The following is an 18,334-nucleotide window of genomic DNA, read 5'->3' as shown; positions in this document are numbered from 1 at the left end:
GTCCGGCGGTGTCTCTCTGGCTGTCAGGTGGTCAGCAGCTGATGTAGCGCCTGTAAATCACGTTTCACCCATTCCAGTTCCTGGGCGAATTTTTCATCCGACAGCAGTGGCTGGCGAAAAACGGTGATTAACACTTGTGAGCCCTCTTCGTTGGCGACAATGCGCATAGGAACGAAGATTTCTTTGCTATAACCGCTGTCAATATAGTGGTCCATAATGCAGAACGGGTTATGTTCGGTGAAGCGTACTTTAACCGGTCCCTGTGGGCCACGCCCTTTCCAGCTATTGCCATCTGGCTCAAGCGGCCCCTGACTCAGACCCGAAGCCCACTTGGGGAAAAACTCCGGTTTCCAGATCGTTTCATACAAATCTACCCAGTTACGATGGATAGCCAGGCTAAGAGTATGTGAGGACAGCATAATACCTCCGGTCAGTGGTCAATAACGGATTTAACCATCCTGAAAGGAAGATGGGAAGGAGGAGCGTTCCATTGTGTTAACTGGGTAGCGAAGCGCGAGGACTGAAGCGACAAACGTGAAGGCGGTCTGACCTGAATAAGGTCCCTCACCGCTAGCACAGCTTTCCGCTACGGTGAGGAATCTTGTCGTTTACATGCTTATTATTTCAGCATGCGAGGTTTCTACATCATAACGTCCGTGGAAACAGAGATCGATTGGATGAGGATGCCAGTCAATAAGCCCTCTTATTTCAAAAAGAATCATACCATTTTTCGTGGGGTGCTCTTCGGTCAGTAGCGAACGCACCATCAGTGATTCAGGAATAATCCTTGTTTCAAATCTCAAGATCGCTGTTCTGATATTTTTTTCAATCGAATGCCATCGATGCTGATTGGCAAAGCTTCCGACCAGGGCACTTACGCCATAGTTTACCACTGAATCGGCGACCAGATTGTGCCTGTATTCATCAAGACTGTCTTCGATGTTGGTGTTATTCAGCATCGTAGCGATATCTTTCTGAACAATTGATCGCATCTTTCTCGAATCAAAAAAAAATTCATCAAAGCGTTCACTACTTTTTTTCGGCTCGTCATCCTGCAGTCTTTCCAGTAATGTAGGCAAAAACTGCCTTTTCTTTTCCATCACTGAATCCTCAGGCAAACGTTATTTTTCCGCTTTCCAGTAAAGAGAAATCACCTGCATCGGTAATGATGACCTTGCGTCCTGATCCTTTGGAACAGGTGGCAGAGACATCTTCCCACTCTGTGACTAAACCGAGTTTGGCATCCTTACTGGCATTTTCCATCAGGGGATAGCGTGAAGGGATGTAACCGTAATACACATCGCTATGGGTCTGAATATGGGCTTTAGACCAGATCAGATCGATGATTTCTTTCGGTTTTTCAATGCTTAATGATTTTATCTCGGAGAAGGGTACCCAACGGTAACCACCGGCAGCGATAAACTCACAGGCAGGCCCAATACGCCCGTCACTGTCTGAAATCCAGGAAAAGGACCCTATGTGCGGACTTTCCCCGGCGCTTCCATTCACCAATGAGAAAGCCTGGCTACGCAGTTCGTCCTGCTCGTTCAGCGCTCCGTCAGACAGTAACTTGTTTGCCTGATTTAACAAGTTAATCCATTCGGGTAACTCAAGATTGAGCATGCCAGGTAAGCGTTCGCCACGCAGCACTTCTTCTCTGATTAATTCACTGAATATCAGGTTTTTTGCAATTTCCACTTCTTGTAATGAATCACTATTAATGACTTCGATGGTTTGCAGTTGCATCAGTGCTTTTTGCCACGAACCTTCAATACAGTATAGTTTGTAGAGTGTTTCACGTAAGGAGATATCATCAGGTTTAGCTTTAACCTGAGACAAACAATTCGCCAGAACCTCCTCAAGTGAGGCGGTCTTCAACGATCCATATAATGACTTTGTAGTATCCATCTACTTTTCCTTCAGAGTATATTTTAGTAATGACTGTCCAGACCAATCTTATAAAGATCCTGGAAAGCAAGTTCAGGTATAACTTTTTTCTCTTTTGCCGTGAATTTTTCCGGCGCCAGTAGCATTAATATTTCATATTTTTCTTCTTCATACAGAACATCATCCTGCAGGTTGGCAACTTCAAGTTCATCCCAGACTTTATCAATCAGTGAAGGAGCATCCAGAATACACTCCATGATGGTTTTCGATTGCATATCCGATCGGGTAGCATCAAAGAAACCATCATCATTAATAACGTAATGAGATTTTTTTTCATCCTTATTATAAAGATTGCTGTTGATCTGCCCCCAAATCAGGAACTTCTTATATTCAGTTTCTAGCGGTTTAATTGCATCATTCTCACTGACTCTTTCTGAGAACATCTCATTTGAGTAATTGAGATCGGCAATATAATGTGCGCCACTCGGTAAAATATCTTCTATTTCAGGAATGTGAGTGTTGCTTCTGTCGGTTTCATAGCCATTCAATGTATAGAACATGTCATCAAGAGCCGTCGTGCTCTCGCTCACCACTGCCTGAATATTATAATGGCCTATTTGTATTTCTGAACCTAAATTCAGGGTGCGAATTTCGTTCTTTTCAACAGGGATCCCATCAATGATACAGACATAATCGCTACAGGCATTGAAAACGGCGACCCCGGCGAGTGTCCAGTAAAAATACACAGTATTCTCTTCTGGTAGAGCAGGATGCTCGTCTGAGAACTCCCCCTTTATGACGTTGAAGCCCACACGCGCTTCTGATGTATGAGATTCATCAAGTTTGAAGCGATAGCGCTGATCAGGCCAGGTGATTGATAAGTACATTATTTATCCACCGATATAAACATCACCAGAACCACTGGCGACTGCGGCACCGCATCCGCAGACGTCTCCCAGCCGGGCTGCGTTGCAACTATTGATAAACACAGATCCCGAACCGGAAGCAACCGGTGCAGCACCATGAATGGCACAGGTCGCAACGCTGCCGCCCGTGATAGCGGCGTTAGAGCTGTTGATCGTGGTATCGCCTGAACCTGAAACAATCACTCCACCGTGGCAGACTGCATCACTAACTCTGGCTGCATTTTGCATAAATCACCTCATGTTGATTAATTCATGATCAAGTAAAAAGGGCCCGAACTGTTTCGCCATGATTGGCTTGAGTCAGGTCCGGCCCTTTTAGTGTTTATCCCCGTTGCTTAGGGACCCCACGTCGGGGTCACCGGCGGCTCAGTCACCGGCGGCTGAGTCACCGGCGGCTGAGTCACCGGCGGCTGAGTCACCGGCGGCTGAGTCACCGGCGGTTGAGTCACCGGCGGTTGAGTCACCGGCGGTTGAGTCACCGGCGGCTGAGTCACCGGCGGTTTGGTCACCGGCGGTTGAGTCACCGGCGGCTGAGTCACCGGCGGCTGAGTCACCGGCGGCTGAGTCACCGGCGGTTGAGTCACCGGCGGCTGAGTCACCGGCGGCTGAGTCACCGGCGGTTGAGTCACCGGCGGCTGAGTCACCGGCGGTTGAGTCACCGGCGGTTGAGTCACCGGCGGTTGAGTCACCGGCGGTTGAGTCACCGGCGGTTTGGTCACCGGCGGTTGAGTCACCGGCGGTTTGGTCACCGGCGGTTTGGTCACCGGCGGCTGAGTCACCGGCGGCTGAGTCACCGGCGGTTTGGTCACTGGCGGCACAGTTACAGGTGGCACAGTCACAGGCGGTTGAGTAACAACCGGGGGCTTAGTCACCGGCGGAACGACTACCGGTGGGAGTATTGGCAACGGTAGTAACGGTAATGGGAGCGGTAAAGGAATGAATCCAAACGCGGCAAGCCCAGGTAAACCAGGTAAAAAACCACCGCCACCGCCGCCACCGCCGCCACCGCCTCCTTTACAATCGCAACAATCACCGGGGTTAATATCGACCTCACCAGCTTGTATGACAATTTTTCCACCGGCGACAATTTTAATATTTGAAGCCGAGATGGTGAGCATGCCACCTGAACTGATTGCGAAAGCCCCCCCGGCAACGGCTGAAGCTGCGCCACCCACTGCCAGTGCACTGGCACCACCAACAACTGTTGAAATGGCACCGCCCACGGCAGTTGCCATGGCACCCCCCACATTGATGGCGTTTGCTCCACCCACAGCGAGTGAGTTAGCGCCGCCCACACAGGTTGCCATAACACCACCTACGTTGACGGAGTTCGCTCCACCTACGGTATTTGACTGGGCAGCGCCAACAACAGTGGTCATGACACCACCGACGAGTAGGCTATTGAAGCCCAATATGTTTGCTGTCTGGAAACCACCGACAAATTTCGTTCTGGAAAGGCCAACCTTAAGATTTGAGTTCGCACCAATAACCTGTTTTTCGTTAGCTTTTGTCAGGCGGCTCATATCGCGCTCAGCTTGCTCCCAGTAGCGTTCAAGACCAGGTTTATCTTCAAATCGTACGCCGTTGAAGTTGGTTCGTCCGCCACCGACAGTACGGCTGACCAGGCCACTTTGTGTGGCATTAGCCGGAAGATCCCAGGGAGGCATCGTAACGTTATTGTAAAGACTACCTAAAATCAGAGGTCTGTCGGGATCGCCATTAAGAAAGTCGACAATGACTTCATGACCAACACGAGGAATGTTGATTCCACCAAAATTATTACCTGCCCAGGCCTGGCTTACACGCAGCCAGCATGAGTCTGATTCGATATTTTTACCGTAGCGATCCCACAGAAAATGAACTTTGACCCTGCCATATTTATCGGTCCAGATATCTTGTCCCGGAGGGCCAACCACAATGGCTGTTTGTGGGCCACGAGTCTTAGGTTTTATCGCAGTTCGTGGATGACGATAAATTTTGGTTGTCGGCTGTACGGTAAATTCGCATTGGTATTTAAAATCTTCCTGCCCCGATACCTGACCAATTTCTTCAACGTCTAATTTGCTGGAAATGATGAGATACTCGCGATTAACTTTTTTAACCGGGAATCCTTTGAGATTAAAATTAGACCCACAGACAACGCCGCGCAACTCACCAAATCCAGTTGCACGAGAACCCGTTGCACCTAATTCTTCAATACGTACTTTAGCTAATTGCTCACCAATGCCGGGCTGATCGTAATCGCCTGGCCAGTGATAAACTTCCATGTCATTAAAACTGGTTTTACGGGGTTTGCTGTCCAGTGCCATAATATCAGCACGTGACTTAGTGAAGTCGTAGTCGTTGGTCACCCAGGAACCCGTGGTGATAGTTTCCTGATGATCGAATCGGGTAACATACTCTCCACCTGCCTTCGGTAAATCAGGTTCATATTTGAGCGTATGGTAGGCAGCACTCTTAAATTTTTTGTGGGCACCGACATGATCGACAATAACCATTTTATGCTTATGTCCATGGTGCTCAAAAAACCAGTAAATGCCCCATTCTTCCATCAAACGCTGGATGAAGTTAAAGTCAGTTTCACCATATTGAACCTGAAAATCGAGCTGTGGGTAACTGCCACTAAGACGTTTATCTAATGGGAAATTATAATCAGATAACACTTCATCAATGATCTCGACCACATTCTTATGCTGAAAAGTTTTATAATCTGATGTTAGATCAGTCAGATAAAGCCAAGGTCTGATAACAAATTCATGCTTGGCCTGATTGGCATCACGGCCAAGAAATCTCGCCTGCTGCACCAGCCCTGATATTTCGCGTATCCCTTTCCCAACGCCTGTAACCGCATCAAGGCCGCTGCCATCCAGCTCTATCTCGATCGTCATTTCTTTTCCAATGAGATCTTTAATCTCAATGTTTGACGCAGATTGCCAGGGGATCAAGGGATTAGCGGCAGTTTTGGTCATGATGGTGTACGAGTACAGTGTAGATAATGACTCTTCACCTTTAAGCGTCGATGGGACCAACGCCGGTTCCCCTAACAAGAGAGGCATTGCAGCGCTGTACAAGTTAATAGTTCGTGACATGAGAATCACCTTATACGAAATTGATTATCCATAACCACTAACGGCGGGCGTTAGTAATATCCATCGGTACTGATATTTTCTTAGAGTCGATAATTCGACCATATCGACTTTGTCGCCAAAGCCAGACTGAATTTCCGGTCTGAATGCACTCAGGCCAGTTTTTCCATGGCATAAATTCCACTCCACCATTAATGGGTATCTGATTGTCCAAAATGTGGCAATTTGACAGTAATGGCTCAGATGTATTAATGAATCTATAGCTTTTACGAATTAAAACATATTCTAAAAATGGCGAATAGTGTATCTGTAAGGCTTTAATCCACTCCAAAAAATGAGAGCTTTTTTTATTGACATTCATTTCACCTTGTCGAGTTGCAAGTATTCTTGACTGCCAAAAAGCGATGTGAAATTTTCTTTTGAAGTCCACAGATATAACATTATAAGGAAGTCGAGAAAAAATGACACAAAGGCTATCTTTATTACAGTTATTTTTTGAAATAGTCAATGCACCGATGTAATAGTGTTTTCGGTTTAGTTGTTTTGCCGAAAAAACAAAGCACCATGGATAACTATCGGATAGTTCATTATCCTGAGAGAGCGTTTTAATCTCAGGTTCAACCATATCCTGTAAAAATTTAAGTATTCTCCGATGATGCTTTTTACGCCAGTGATACCAGCGATAGTGGCGACTATCATCAATAACAGATATCTGCAATGTCATATTCACCTCCTCTGGTAATATTTATGAAAATTAAACAGACCAAAGGTCACCCTGGACACTGGAAGTCCCGCAGTAAACGCGTAATTAATCGATCATCATAGGTGATTCCTGATGCTTTGATATCCACGCGCCGGTTACTCAAGGAGAACACCATGACAGGGTTAGCAGATGAAGAGTTTTCGATTTTTTTCACGTTGTCCATCCAGTGGAAAAGAGCCCAGGGGCCAGTGAAAACCAGGCCGGAGGTTTTATCAGCCATTCTTGGCTGGGCGGTCATACTGACAATGGAGCCCATGCGACTGCCCGGCCAGGTAAATGTTTCCGGAGCAACCGGCCCGTGTGAGTAGTCCATCGTCGTCCCATCGAAATTCATACTGAGCTGGGTGATGGTAGGTGCCATGTAGGGCAGAGAGATCGAGAAGTTAATCGACATTTGTTTACTTTCTCCGTTCTGGAAAAAGGTATTACGGATGTCCTGGGCCTGTTCGAACGTCTTCAGTGTGCTGGAGTCGTTCTCTCCATTGTCACTGTTATAGCGCCATGGTTTGACGGACGTGTTGACCTTATCAGCCAGATTATTTTTGAAGAACATCTCAGCCAAGCCACCAGGTGCGAAGAAATGTTCAAAATCACGAACACGTACTTCTTCAAGACTCTTGGTAAAAGGATAGCGTCCCTCAAGAGTGTTTCTACATACCTCACCCAGATCCGCTTCTATCTTTTTATTACTTTCAGAGATAACCAGATGGTTGACCTTTTTATAAGCACCATTCAGAAGTGGTTCAATAATATTCTTTAGTGGGTCAGGCCAGGTTTGTGATTCTGCACTGATCTTAAGGCCTGCATCTGACAGCGTCGGCATATTGCCACTTTTGAGTGCATTATCAGAAAGAACAAAGAGGGTGTACTGGTCATGGAGAACCCCCATGATGTTCCTTAAACGGCTGCCAGTCATGGCCGTGCTACCCGCCTTTTCACTTGGGCGTGTAGAGCCTGTAACAAACTCTCGCAGGGTGGAGAAGTGACTATCGACACCTTCCCATAACCGCTTTTTCTCTAGTGATATCAGCAACTGATTGGCTTTATTCACGTTTTGTAGCAAACGTGTATTTGAAGAGCGGCTATCAATTAACTCTTCGTTCTGTAAGGCCGAGAGTGTCGTTTCCTCAACAGCCCTTTGCGCCAGATTCACCAATGGTGAATCTGATGAAACCATGGTCCGCAGCAAGTAAATATCAAAGGACAGTGCTAACTGTCCATTTCGATTCTGTGAACGATTTGAATTCAGGCTGATCTCACTGAGAAAGCGACTCCACCGTTGGGTATATTCATCATAGTAACGCTGCATAATCTTTTGCTTTATAGGATCGATGCGTTTAGCGTTTGCCAGCATGGCAGAGCCGAGCAGCCCCAACTCTGCATGCATTCTGGCTGAGCTGAATTCTGCTAACGAGGTGTTATGTTTACTTTCCATGACCCAGCTATCTTCATCATTAAGTCTGGTAACAAGGGCGGTGACTTTTTTTTTAAAAACCTGATGGTAACCGACATAGGTAAACAATCCAGGAATGCTGGTCGCATGATGATCGGCTTCATCCAGGGTGAATATCTGGTTAGCTTTACCATCGGTCATTTTATCTAACGTCAGGTTTTCTGGGGCATCATCCTGCATAATCACCTTCATGCGTTCATAAAGGCGGTCACTGAGGGAAATACGTCCCAATACATCCCTTGCCTGTGCAACCAGTTCAGCATCTATCGGTTGTGAATAATGGTTCCATTCCGGTAAATCAAACAGATTATCTAAATGAGAAATGAAAATTTCTTTATCAGCGTAAGGTATAATTTTACCAGAATCATCCCAGGCCTTAGTGATGGTATCAATAAGGAATTTCTTATCGAACTTTCCTTTCCCATTGAGCATCAGGTACGCTTTTAACGCTGTATATATCTCACCATTATCATCACCAAGAAGTGCATCCTGAAGCTTATCTTGCGCTTCATTTTGCACATTTGGAAAGAGCAGTCTCTGTAAGAAATAGTAATATAATGAGGTCGATTTTGATGTGATATCCCAGCCCACATATTGGCCGAACCTGAAGTCCAATGGCGGGTGTTCAACGTCCAGGTCACTATATTCAGGCATGTACTGAGCCATGGATAGCAATGTCGGAATTAGCTCTGTGTTGTTTGCTTTCTCAAACTCTTCAACTTTACCTTCTAAGGAAACCACTTTTTCACGAATAGTGTTGAGGTATCCATCATTATTATAATAACTATGATAGAAACCATTGATAAGCCATGCAGTTAACAAAATACATGAGCAATGTATAAATATGTTCTGGAATCGGTATTTAGATTCAGCACTTAAGTTATGGCGCACCAGATGGGCATCTTTAACGATGATCTCTGAAAATAGGGTCTTGAGAAAATAATGGCGGCCATAAGCGTTGTCAGTGACTAAAAAATCAGCATCATTATATCGCTTTGTGACGGATTCAACCGCGTTAACGGAGCGTCTGTGAACAAAGTTATCCCACTTGTGCATTAACGTACTGTTATTTAATAGATAAACATCAGCAGGTTGGTGATTACTGACGAAATATAACCCACGCAAACTGGTGAAACCTTTACTTTCGTCATATCTGGAGGTGAAAAATATATTTTGCAGCATGTCAGATATTTCTTGTGACAGAACACGGAAATCCTGAGGGAAGCTGTACATTCTTTTTCTATCGCTAAGATTCAGCTCTTCCTGCTGGCGTAATGTCATCTTCTCTTCAATACGACTTTCCAGCAGTGCCAGCTCCGCGTCAACACGCTCACGCAGGTCAGAAGCCGGCATTTTCATTTCTTCGCCATAAGGGAAGGTGACGCCCCAAATCTGTTCGCGTTCCTGCTCTGTCAGTATCCTGAAGTATTCAGAAAAACCAGAAAGTTGATCGACTTTTGACACCAGTACATAGACCGGGAAGTGTATTCCAAGCGTTTTTCGAGTATCATCGAGTCTTGCTCTAATTTTAGCTGAAAGATCGTACAATTCGGCCTTGCTGCGCCCCATAACATCAGTAACACAAATGTTGATAATAACACCGTTTATGGCTTTTATAGATCGGTACTTCTTGATGCCATTTAAAATATTGCTCCATTCATTATTACTTTCTTCCGCCTGACTAACATATTTACCAGCGGTATCTAAGAATAGAGCATCATTCGAAAACCAACATTCACAATTGGTTGTTGCCATCGTCTTTCGGGCAATTTTTTTTAATTGTTCTGGATCGGGGAAACTCTGCCCTGACGACAGTACTGATGATGTTTTACCGGCATTTTCAGTCCCAATTACCATGTACCAAGGGAGATCGCTAAGGAATTTTTCTGGCAGGAAAAACTGCTTAAATTTCGAAGCATTCTTGCTGATATTTTTAATGTAATTGTTAGCATTTCGAATTATTGAGAAAATTTCAGCTTGATTGTAATCTTCCTTTACCTCTTCATCTTTAATGAATTTATCTAAGAATTTTGGGTTTCTCTTTAACGCAACAATGAGATTCCAGACACCATAAATAAAAGCAAGTGCGAGTATGCAACCAATTACGATCACTCTACGATTTATGCTATTAAGTGGATAGGACTTACCCATTAAAAGGTATGGGCCCATGATCCAGACTGCACAGCTAAGCGCCAGTAATACCATAATAAATAGAGGGAATCTGAACCATATTCCTATCGTACAGAACAGCGAAAGAACGATCAAAATGATGCGTGGCTCAACACTTTCTAATGGCCGTGTTTCTCCAAATCCGAAAAATGGTCCCAAATACCAAATAAAGAGCACCAACAAAATGAAACATGCCACTGTCAGCATGAATTTTGTTACACGGGTTGAAAATAATCTATTAATTAAAGACATTTCTGATCTCATCAATACGTAACGAAGAATTCTACGCGCCTGTTTTGCGCACGACCTTCGGGTTTACTATTACTACTCACTGGCTGAGTATCACCTACGCCTTGAGTATGTATTTTTTTCTCAGATAAGCCGGTGTTAACAAAAAGCCTGGCTACCGCCTTAGCGCGTAACTCTGAAAGAATAGTATTGTTTTCAATTCCAGGTTTGTGAATCGGCGTTGCATCGGTATGTCCAATAATAAGGACACTACCATTGACTCGTTGTACTTCTTTAGCGACACGATTCATAACATAATCCATCTCAGGCTTTACAGATGTTGCACCGCTTTCGAATATTGAATCACCTTTGAATATGACTTTACTTTGCTCTTTCGTCTCGTCAACACTGACCAGACCTTTCGCTATTTCATTTCTTAGTAAATATGCGAGCCTAAGTTTCTTTGCCTCAGGTTTTGCCACGTTCAGTTTTTGCATCGCAAGAATTTTATGCTCAATAACACTCTGGTTAACGGACAACCAGTACTTATACCAAAAAAAAGTTGAGGCAATTAAAATCCCGCATAACAATAATGTCACACGTACGGGAACGATTAACTTCTCACGCTTTGGCTTTCCGCGGCTAACCAGACCGTGTGGCGATAAAATCGTCGATGCTGTATCTTTTGTACTTTGAATAATGGTAAGTAATCGTTGTCTTATTTTCGTCAGTTGACGGTCACCATCTTCAATAATACTGTAACGACCTTCAAATCCAAGGCCAAGAATACGCAAGAGTACCTCAAGAACATCTGCATATTCATGGGGATTCATAGAGAGGCGGCCAACTAACAGGAAAAATTTGTTACCCCCGTCGTTATCGCCTTCGAAGTGGTTGAGCAGGTTGCTCTGTGACCAGCCAGCATTTTGCGCCCACGTTTTTTCATGCGCAGCTTCATCCAGTGCCGTACACAGACAGTAGCGAACAATGGCCATTTTCTTCCACGAGACATCTATCTCATCACAAACAATAACGAAGAGATTAATTTCATTTTTTATACTTCTTTTGAGCACTTCGACATGTTCTGCCGAATCGACATGTTCAGGCATTTCACTTAACGCGCGAAGCAAATATTGGCTCGCTTCCAGTAGTGGGTTTTCAGCCTGCCTGATGTTGACCAGCCGCTGCTGGACACTCTCACTTCTTAACGATGTTTCGTTTAGATAGTTCTTCTCGCTATGAAGAAATCGTTCAATTTCATCCTCCTCATTGCTTTGTTTAACACGATGATCAATGGAAATACTGTGCTCATCCGGCAGAAATCTGCCGAGCGCCTGAGGTGTAAGTTCTTCTGGCGGGACGTCTTCAGCCTCAAGACCACGGTCCTGTATTTCGCTCATTAGTTCCTGACTCCCCAAAGTTCCATTTTTATCCCAGGGAATTCACCGGCTACGTGTAAGGCTATTGCACCTGTAGCAGAGATTTTTTCCCAGAATGGTCCACTTTTGAGCAGATCGAAATAGACATAACCTGAACTGTAAGGAATCTGCCGTGGAGGAACCGGTAAGGCTTGCAGGACTAGCCCTGGTAGATGCGATCTAACCAGCTCATGCAATTGCTGTGGGGCGCTAATTTTTGTCTGTGAGGTAAATTGCTGCTGCAACACATCCATTGAGAGTTGTGCATGGACAGCAAGCACAAGGTTTGAGAATGAGTGTAATTCTGCAGGCAACATAGATGCAGACCAGACACCATTTCCTTTTGGTAGTAACGGGATCATTTGTCCTGCCCGTACCAATATCTGATTCAAAAGATAGTTCACTTCATCAACCAATGGCCGAATCGATTCATAAAGTCGAGCATGATCGTAACCTGGCGCAGCTATCGGGCGGCGTGTTGTTGTTCGTACAAAAGTGGATAATTCACCCGAAAACTTTGCTAGTTCTTGATATATGAGGATCGGCGGCAGCTCAGGAATATGCCTGATATGATCAAGAAGTGGTTCATATTTATTGAAAATTTGTAGCAGCAAATAGTCAACAACCTCTGCACCGGCACTCGCTTTTCCATCACTGGCGGATAGACGAGTTGCTAGCATTTCTGCTCGCATTTTAACCAGGCCATTAAGGTGAGTTAACCATTCTGTCAGAAGTATATTGGCTGCGTAAGCGGTGACTGGTGGAATATGGTCCTCTGAGTGAAGTAATACACTACCATCCGGCTGCATTGCCTTAACTTTAGTTAATGGCAGACCGAGCCAGGATTCAGTCATTTCTGTTTCGGGTACCAGGCGCATACGTAGCCGACTTAATTGAACAGGTTTAGCGCCTTGTCTAATCGCGTTAGTATCGTTAAGACTCGTTTCATAGGCCAAAAATCGTGCGAGAGAACTCTGATTGTTGCTATCAAAGATCGTCTCATCACTGTTTTCCAGACGAAGTGGAACGGCAAGATAGATCATCTTTCCTAAATGGTCTGGGCTGATGGTCAGTGGCTCAGGAATTTCTGCATGCTCAGGGATATCGAATGGTGTTCCATCAGGTAGAACGCCGCCTCCTGATCTGAGAACCAGTTTCCCATATGCCAGCGCTTCTTTATCGATATCATATTGGGAAAAACCCCAAAAAAAAGGATTGAGGGTCGCTGTGCGCTTATGTACAAAATATTCTAAATAGCGTTCTTGTTGTTGGAATAGTTGGGGACGTAGAAACAGTCCTTCGCTCCAGACGACTTTATTCGTTCTCACATCTTAATCCATTTTATTGTTGAGATTGAAGTTTTACTAAAGTCAATACTCAGGACTTTTGGTTCTTCTGAATGTATTAACTTCCACCAAGGAACAGGTTTAACATCTGGAAACATGATAGCTTTGTTCCAGTCCGCAATGTTTATATCCCGATATGCGGCGACGACGCCCAGAGCTACACTGGATTTTCCAGGTTTAATCTCAATGTTTCTTTTTTCACCTGGCATCAAAATAGCCTGATACAATTTGTTCGATTGTTGTGAAAATTCGATATTGGTGTTGTTTATTATTGAGTAATAATCACTATTATCAAAGGTATCGGGTGTTTTTAACTCATAAATGTAAATGCCAAGAGGTGATGGCCTGTTATGAATGTTAAGATTTACATCACTCGATGCTAACAATGTAACTTTTATAACTTCCTGGTTTTTTTCTCCAGGAAACAAACTGCATGATGTCAAAGCTGAGATGAAAAAAATTGCAAAAAATAGCAGTGTATAGCGTTCTGCGGACGTTTTTAACCATTTTGTCATCATAAAAATCTATTTTATAAAATGTAATAAAAGAAGACTACGCGGCATAAAACTTAAGCTGTACGATTGTTCTTAATGCTATAAATACCAACTGTGTTAATCAGTATGAAAATCGAATTTAGAATACCCAGGAAGCCAAGTGATTTCCTGGGCAATGTTTCTATTGGCAATGCTCACTATCACTAAGATCGTGAGTTATTTCCCAGATACATATTAACCGTGCTGGTTAGCTTTAACATCATAAGTCGCAGAAATAACACCAGACTTCTGACCTTCGGCGTTCTGCATAATGTAATCTTGTGTCATTTTCGAGAATGAGAATTTCACGGTTTCACGAGGGCGAGATTCATCTTCTACAGAACCTGTCATTTCAACTAAAGTGATAATGACATCTGTAAATTTAATCATCAAATACTCAAGAGGGTTACCACCCGCTTTACGTACGACAAATTGAATGTTTTTGATGTGCTTACCTGTCAGACAGTAATTCAACAGGTTAGGACTGGCTTTGTCAGTATAGTGCTCAAAGCAAAAATCATTAACGGATGCTTTTCCTGAACCACCACCTGAACCACTGTGCATGTTCGAATGCTGACTCACGTCCCATTTCCACTTCAGAACCTGAATTTCGTTTTTATGAACAGCATCTGGAGATTCACCGTCGATACCATCAATTTTGATAAACATATCTTGTGACATGATAATTCCTTTTTTCTATGTGATAAAAGCCACAACAAGTGCGACAGCTGCATTTCCTACTTTAGGAAAATTTAATTTTTTTCATATTGTGGTTTATTTGATAAATCCGAATGCAATTTTATTATTTCAGGCTTTATCAGTTAGAGCCTTTAAGTGAAGGTAGTTTAGCAACCATACGTAAAGACACAGTCAGACCTTCAAGTTGGAAATGAGGGCGCAGGAAGAATTTGGCCTGATAAAACCCTGGATTTCCTTCAACATCTTCTACAACAACCTCAGCTGCTGCTAATGGACGACGCGCTTTGGTATCCATCGACGAGTTATTTGGATCGCCATCGACGTAGTTCATTATCCAGTCGTTCAACCAACTCTGCATATCATCACGTTCTTTAAATGTACCAATTTTGTCGCGGACAATACATTTGAGGTAATGCGCGAAGCGTGAACAGGCAAACATATAAGGAAGTCGTGCTGAAAGATTAGCGTTCGCGGTTGCATCTGGATCGTAATATTCAGCAGGTTTCTGCAGTGATTGGGCTCCAATGAAAGCCGCATAATCTGTATTTTTACGATGAATTAATGGAATGAAACCATTTTTAGCCAGTTCAGATTCCCTGCGATCGGAAATCGCAATCTCCGTAGGGCATTTCATGTCGATGCCGCCGTCATCTGTAGGGAAAGTATGACACGGAAGATCTTCCACTACACCGCCACTCTCAACGCCGCGAATCAAGGTGCACCATCCGTAGTGTTTAAATGAACGGTTAATATTGACTGCCATGGCGTAAGCTGCGTTCGACCACGTATATTTGCTATGATCAGCTCCGTCCGTTGTTTCCTCAAAGTCAAAAGCATCTACCGGATTTGTGCGAATTCCGTAAGGGAGACGTGACAGGAATCGAGGCATTGCGAGGCCGATGTAGCGTGAGTCTTCAGAATTACGTAGTGAATTCCATGCTGCGTATTCCAGGTTTTGCGTGAAAATTTTCGTCAAATCACGCGGGTTGGCGAGTTCTTGCCATGACTCCATTTGCAGCACCGATGGGGCAGCACCCGTGATGAATGGGGAGTGAGCTGAAGCAGAAATCTTAGCAATTGATGCCAGCAGATCAACATCGGGTGCCGTATGATCAAAATAGTAGTCCGCAACCAGACAACCATAAGGCTCACCACCCAGCTGACCGTATTCCTCTTCATAAACCTGTTTAAACAAAGGACTCTGATCCCAGGCAATTCCCTTATATCTTTTCAGGTTACGCCTCAGTTCGTTTTTAGATATATCCATAAAACGAAGTTTCAGCTTTTCATCTGTTTCAGTATTATTGACAAGATAATGCAGTCCACGCCACGCGCTTTCCAGCGACTGGAACTTTTCATGATGAAGAATCAGGTTGATCTGCTCTGAGAGCTTTCTGTCAATTTCAGCGATGTAGACAGCAATATTCTTATATGCGTCATCAGCAATTGTCAGAGAGTTCGCCAGCGCTTGTTCAGCCAATGTTTTGACTGCTGATGCAACAGCAGATTTCGCCTGTTCAGATTTAGGCTTAAATTCTTTTGTCAAAAGAGCATTGAAGTCGCTATAGGAGGTTGTCGCTACAGCCGGCTTTTCATTTTTTACAGTTTGAGTTGACATAGTTCCCTCTACAATAATCAGTCGTTCTCAGAAGCATTGGTATCTGGCGGGGTCGGTCTTGCTTCACTGGCCAGTGTATTGAGTAATGCTTTATCCTTCAGCACTTGAGTGACCAGGCTCTCAGCCCCTGCTTTACCATCCATGTAAGTTTGTAAGTTAGCCAGTTGTGTTCTTGCTTCAAGTAACTGAGATAAAGAATCAACTTTTGTTGCAATAGCATCGGGTGAAAAGTCGTGAATGCTTTCGAAGGTCATATCAATCATTAACATACCTTCTCCGGTTAACGTATTAGGTACAGCAAATGCAACCCGAGGCTTCATTGCTTTCATTCGTTCATCGAAGTTATCAATGTCAATACTAAGAAACTTTCGGTCAACAACCGCGGGAAGTGGTTCTAAAGGTGTTCCAGATAAATCAGCCAGCACGCCCATAACAAAAGGCAGCTCGATTTTTTTTTCACTTCCGTAAATTTCAACATCATATTCGATCTGGACTCTAGGTGCCCGGTTTCTGGCAATGAACTTCTGCGCACTGCTCTTATTGATCGCCATTACTACTCCTTTTTAATAAGTTCCATGAGCATATAGATTAATATCGAGAGTGATATTTATCTATAATTTATCTGGTTGTAAAGTTGTTTTTTTGGACGCTGTTTGGTGTCATTAACGCTTTTATTTATAAAAAAGCTCTATTCCCGCCGTGGTTTTTACTAAACCGGGAGTTGCACCTGTTTTACCACTTGAATAATAGTTTGCAATATAGTCATGCGTTACCATATCGCCTGATTCAGAAATATAGTAGTTCTGTGCGCTGACCTGGTCATCAATGCTAATTTGTGTTCCGTCTTCTTTTCGGAGTCTTATTTGTGTGTTTTTGCTATATCCATCACCTAATGTATTTAATAAATTTCCAGTTAATGGGTCTGCTTGTGATGTGTTACTGACAAATTTTAAAATTATATTTCTATTCGTCGGGCAGTTTTTTAGACCAATATCAAATGAGCCACTGCCGGCTTCACTTCCTGGTACTTTAAGGCTTTGAGTCGATATCACTGGTAATTCAACAATGTCTGTGTTTTCTTTGCCATTGATAACAATTTCGCATGTTTCATCATTGTATATTCCAGTAAATGAAACATCGACTGTGCAGTTCTTACAGTCTTGAGCAGCTACAATATTTTGGCTGGCTGTTACTATAACCACTAACAGCATTCCTGAATATAGGATTTTACTCAAAAATGGGGGGCGGTTATTTAAATTATGCATTTTACCTCCATGGTAACTATCTGATTATTACCTTTGTCGGATGGTGCAATCCATTTCTTGTTAGGAAGAATACGGCACACACTTCGGCCTTCATCCCATTTTGCATTAAGTGTATTTATCGTTGGATCCCAGCCGCGAATAAATGCCATTCCACTTTGACCAATAATTCCCTGGCTTACGCCATTCTCATTGAACAATTCGGTTCCTATTGGAAGGTAACTGTTATCAGAACGCTTCACTATAAGTATGTAAGGCGTGCCAACAATTGTCTTCATATTAACCAAAATGGCTGAGCCTGCTCTTGGTACAACCGTGCTTTCACTTTCTAGCACATCAACCGTAGCTGGAAGTCCTCTGGTATCTATAGAAACTGTGTTTTCCCGATATGCGGTTAATGAAGGCATGATGGCATATCCATTTGAGTCAACTTTAGAACCATAGCCGTTTAGTATTTTAGCCCCCCTTCCTCCTGGGGCGTTGATGATAGCAAAAGGAGAATCACCTATAGGCGGGCCAGCCGTAATGCCACCCTGATGACCGATCACACTACCGTTAGCAGAGAAAGAAACCTGATTGGTTGATTTATTATCAGCCGATGCTGTCAGGCCGAGGTTTCCTACAGGAGAACGATAGAAAGCATTACCAGAGACTGTTTCCTTAGTCCCTTCGTTATGATTTTTCGTCGTTGTTGTTCCAATCCCATAGTTCAGCTCATTCATTTCACCCTGGCTACCATTGGCATTGACCTGCAGAGAGGATCCTCCACCCTCATCATGCGTCAGAGTGGTATATATTGAGTTAAATACTGGCTGGCTGCTGATACTCTGGCCAAGTGGTATGTTGAAAGACAACATATACGTGTTCTCATTTCTACGGTTACTATTCATCGTTCTCATACCCGTAAGTGAGTAAGAAAAGTATCTTTCAGACTTATTATAGGTAA

At 43.8% G+C, this 18,334-nt stretch carries 16 protein-coding genes; all 16 read right to left on the bottom strand.

All coding sequences use genetic code 11. The features are described from left to right. Positions 1-23: 23 nt before the first annotated feature. Positions 24-419: a polyketide cyclase gene (locus FY046_RS19195; protein WP_133844529.1), complete on the bottom strand. Its 396-nt coding sequence runs from the start codon at positions 417-419 to the stop codon at positions 24-26. Between the two features lie 189 nt (positions 420-608). Further along, positions 609-1,100, bottom strand: a complete 492-nt coding sequence (locus tag FY046_RS19190) for a type VI secretion system baseplate subunit TssE (RefSeq protein WP_446186387.1) — start codon at positions 1,098-1,100, stop codon at positions 609-611. Positions 1,101-1,110: 10 nt separating this feature from the next. After that, positions 1,111-1,908 carry a type VI secretion system accessory protein TagJ gene (locus FY046_RS19185; protein WP_133844525.1) on the bottom strand — a complete coding sequence of 266 codons (798 nt, stop codon included), beginning with the start codon at positions 1,906-1,908 and terminating at the stop codon, positions 1,111-1,113. Between the two features lie 23 nt (positions 1,909-1,931). Further along, positions 1,932-2,774, bottom strand: coding sequence for a TagK domain-containing protein (locus tag FY046_RS19180; protein WP_446186386.1), 843 nt, complete (start codon positions 2,772-2,774; stop codon positions 1,932-1,934). Between the two features lie 3 nt (positions 2,775-2,777). Next, entirely contained in the window at positions 2,778-3,041 is a 264-nt protein-coding gene (locus FY046_RS19175) for a PAAR domain-containing protein (RefSeq protein WP_133844521.1), read from the bottom strand. A 107-nt stretch (positions 3,042-3,148) separates the two neighbouring features. After that, positions 3,149-5,902 (bottom strand): type VI secretion system tip protein TssI/VgrG, encoded by a 2,754-nt coding sequence (gene tssI, locus FY046_RS19170; protein ID WP_446186385.1) that lies wholly within the window; start codon positions 5,900-5,902, stop codon positions 3,149-3,151. Positions 5,903-5,939: 37 nt separating this feature from the next. Next, entirely contained in the window at positions 5,940-6,623 is a 684-nt protein-coding gene (locus FY046_RS19165) for a hypothetical protein (RefSeq protein ID WP_446186384.1), read from the bottom strand. 46 nt (positions 6,624-6,669) lie between these two features. Beyond that, on the bottom strand, positions 6,670-10,536 hold the full coding sequence (gene tssM / locus FY046_RS19160; RefSeq protein ID WP_446186383.1) for a type VI secretion system membrane subunit TssM: 3,867 nt from the start codon (positions 10,534-10,536) through the stop codon (positions 6,670-6,672). A gap of 11 nt (positions 10,537-10,547) precedes the next feature. Continuing rightward, a complete protein-coding gene (tssL, locus tag FY046_RS19155) occupies positions 10,548-11,912 on the bottom strand; it encodes a type VI secretion system protein TssL, long form (protein WP_133844513.1) in 1,365 nt (454 codons plus the stop codon). After that, on the bottom strand, positions 11,912-13,258 hold the full coding sequence (gene tssK, locus FY046_RS19150) for a type VI secretion system baseplate subunit TssK (RefSeq protein WP_133844511.1): 1,347 nt from the start codon (positions 13,256-13,258) through the stop codon (positions 11,912-11,914). Before tssK ends, tssL begins: the two co-directional genes overlap by 1 nt. After that, positions 13,255-13,794 (bottom strand): type VI secretion system lipoprotein TssJ, encoded by a 540-nt coding sequence (tssJ, locus tag FY046_RS19145; RefSeq protein WP_446186382.1) that lies wholly within the window; start codon positions 13,792-13,794, stop codon positions 13,255-13,257. Before tssJ ends, tssK begins: the two co-directional genes overlap by 4 nt. Positions 13,795-14,004: 210 nt before the next feature. Then, complete coding sequence (locus tag FY046_RS19140; RefSeq protein ID WP_133844507.1) at positions 14,005-14,490, bottom strand: Hcp family type VI secretion system effector; 486 nt, start codon at positions 14,488-14,490, stop codon at positions 14,005-14,007. 136 nt (positions 14,491-14,626) lie between these two features. Beyond that, a complete protein-coding gene (tssC, locus tag FY046_RS19135) occupies positions 14,627-16,126 on the bottom strand; it encodes a type VI secretion system contractile sheath large subunit (protein WP_133844505.1) in 1,500 nt (499 codons plus the stop codon). Between the two features lie 17 nt (positions 16,127-16,143). After that, on the bottom strand, positions 16,144-16,677 hold the full coding sequence (gene tssB / locus FY046_RS19130; protein WP_133844503.1) for a type VI secretion system contractile sheath small subunit: 534 nt from the start codon (positions 16,675-16,677) through the stop codon (positions 16,144-16,146). Between the two features lie 120 nt (positions 16,678-16,797). Beyond that, positions 16,798-17,391 (bottom strand): fimbrial protein, encoded by a 594-nt coding sequence (locus FY046_RS19125; protein ID WP_446186381.1) that lies wholly within the window; start codon positions 17,389-17,391, stop codon positions 16,798-16,800. Further along, positions 17,379-18,334, bottom strand: a 956-nt coding sequence (locus tag FY046_RS19120; RefSeq protein ID WP_446186380.1) for a fimbria/pilus outer membrane usher protein, incomplete at its 5' end; no start/stop codon positions are given. The genes FY046_RS19125 and FY046_RS19120, both read right to left, overlap by 13 nt.

This window comes from Erwinia sp. 1181_3 (assembly GCF_052824965.1).
Note: the sequence above shows the minus strand (reverse complement) of the source record. Positions and strands in the feature narration are given on the sequence as shown.

What these genes read in the sequence shown, in the direction of transcription:
- FY046_RS19195 (WP_133844529.1), bottom strand. Translation starts at nt 419, where the DNA reads ATGCTGTCCTCACATACTCTTAGCCTGGCTATCCATCGTAACTGGGTA.
- FY046_RS19190 (WP_446186387.1), bottom strand. Translation starts at nt 1,100, where the DNA reads ATGGAAAAGAAAAGGCAGTTTTTGCCTACATTACTGGAAAGACTGCAG.
- FY046_RS19185 (WP_133844525.1), bottom strand. Translation starts at nt 1,908, where the DNA reads ATGGATACTACAAAGTCATTATATGGATCGTTGAAGACCGCCTCACTT.
- FY046_RS19180 (WP_446186386.1), bottom strand. Translation starts at nt 2,774, where the DNA reads ATGTACTTATCAATCACCTGGCCTGATCAGCGCTATCGCTTCAAACTT.
- FY046_RS19175 (WP_133844521.1), bottom strand. Translation starts at nt 3,041, where the DNA reads ATGCAAAATGCAGCCAGAGTTAGTGATGCAGTCTGCCACGGTGGAGTG.
- tssI (WP_446186385.1), bottom strand. Translation starts at nt 5,902, where the DNA reads ATGTCACGAACTATTAACTTGTACAGCGCTGCAATGCCTCTCTTGTTA.
- FY046_RS19165 (WP_446186384.1), bottom strand. Translation starts at nt 6,623, where the DNA reads ATGACATTGCAGATATCTGTTATTGATGATAGTCGCCACTATCGCTGG.
- tssM (WP_446186383.1), bottom strand. Translation starts at nt 10,536, where the DNA reads ATGTCTTTAATTAATAGATTATTTTCAACCCGTGTAACAAAATTCATG.
- tssL (WP_133844513.1), bottom strand. Translation starts at nt 11,912, where the DNA reads ATGAGCGAAATACAGGACCGTGGTCTTGAGGCTGAAGACGTCCCGCCA.
- tssJ (WP_446186382.1), bottom strand. Translation starts at nt 13,794, where the DNA reads ATGATGACAAAATGGTTAAAAACGTCCGCAGAACGCTATACACTGCTA.
- FY046_RS19140 (WP_133844507.1), bottom strand. Translation starts at nt 14,490, where the DNA reads ATGTCACAAGATATGTTTATCAAAATTGATGGTATCGACGGTGAATCT.
- tssC (WP_133844505.1), bottom strand. Translation starts at nt 16,126, where the DNA reads ATGTCAACTCAAACTGTAAAAAATGAAAAGCCGGCTGTAGCGACAACC.
- tssB (WP_133844503.1), bottom strand. Translation starts at nt 16,677, where the DNA reads ATGGCGATCAATAAGAGCAGTGCGCAGAAGTTCATTGCCAGAAACCGG.
- FY046_RS19125 (WP_446186381.1), bottom strand. Translation starts at nt 17,391, where the DNA reads ATGCATAATTTAAATAACCGCCCCCCATTTTTGAGTAAAATCCTATAT.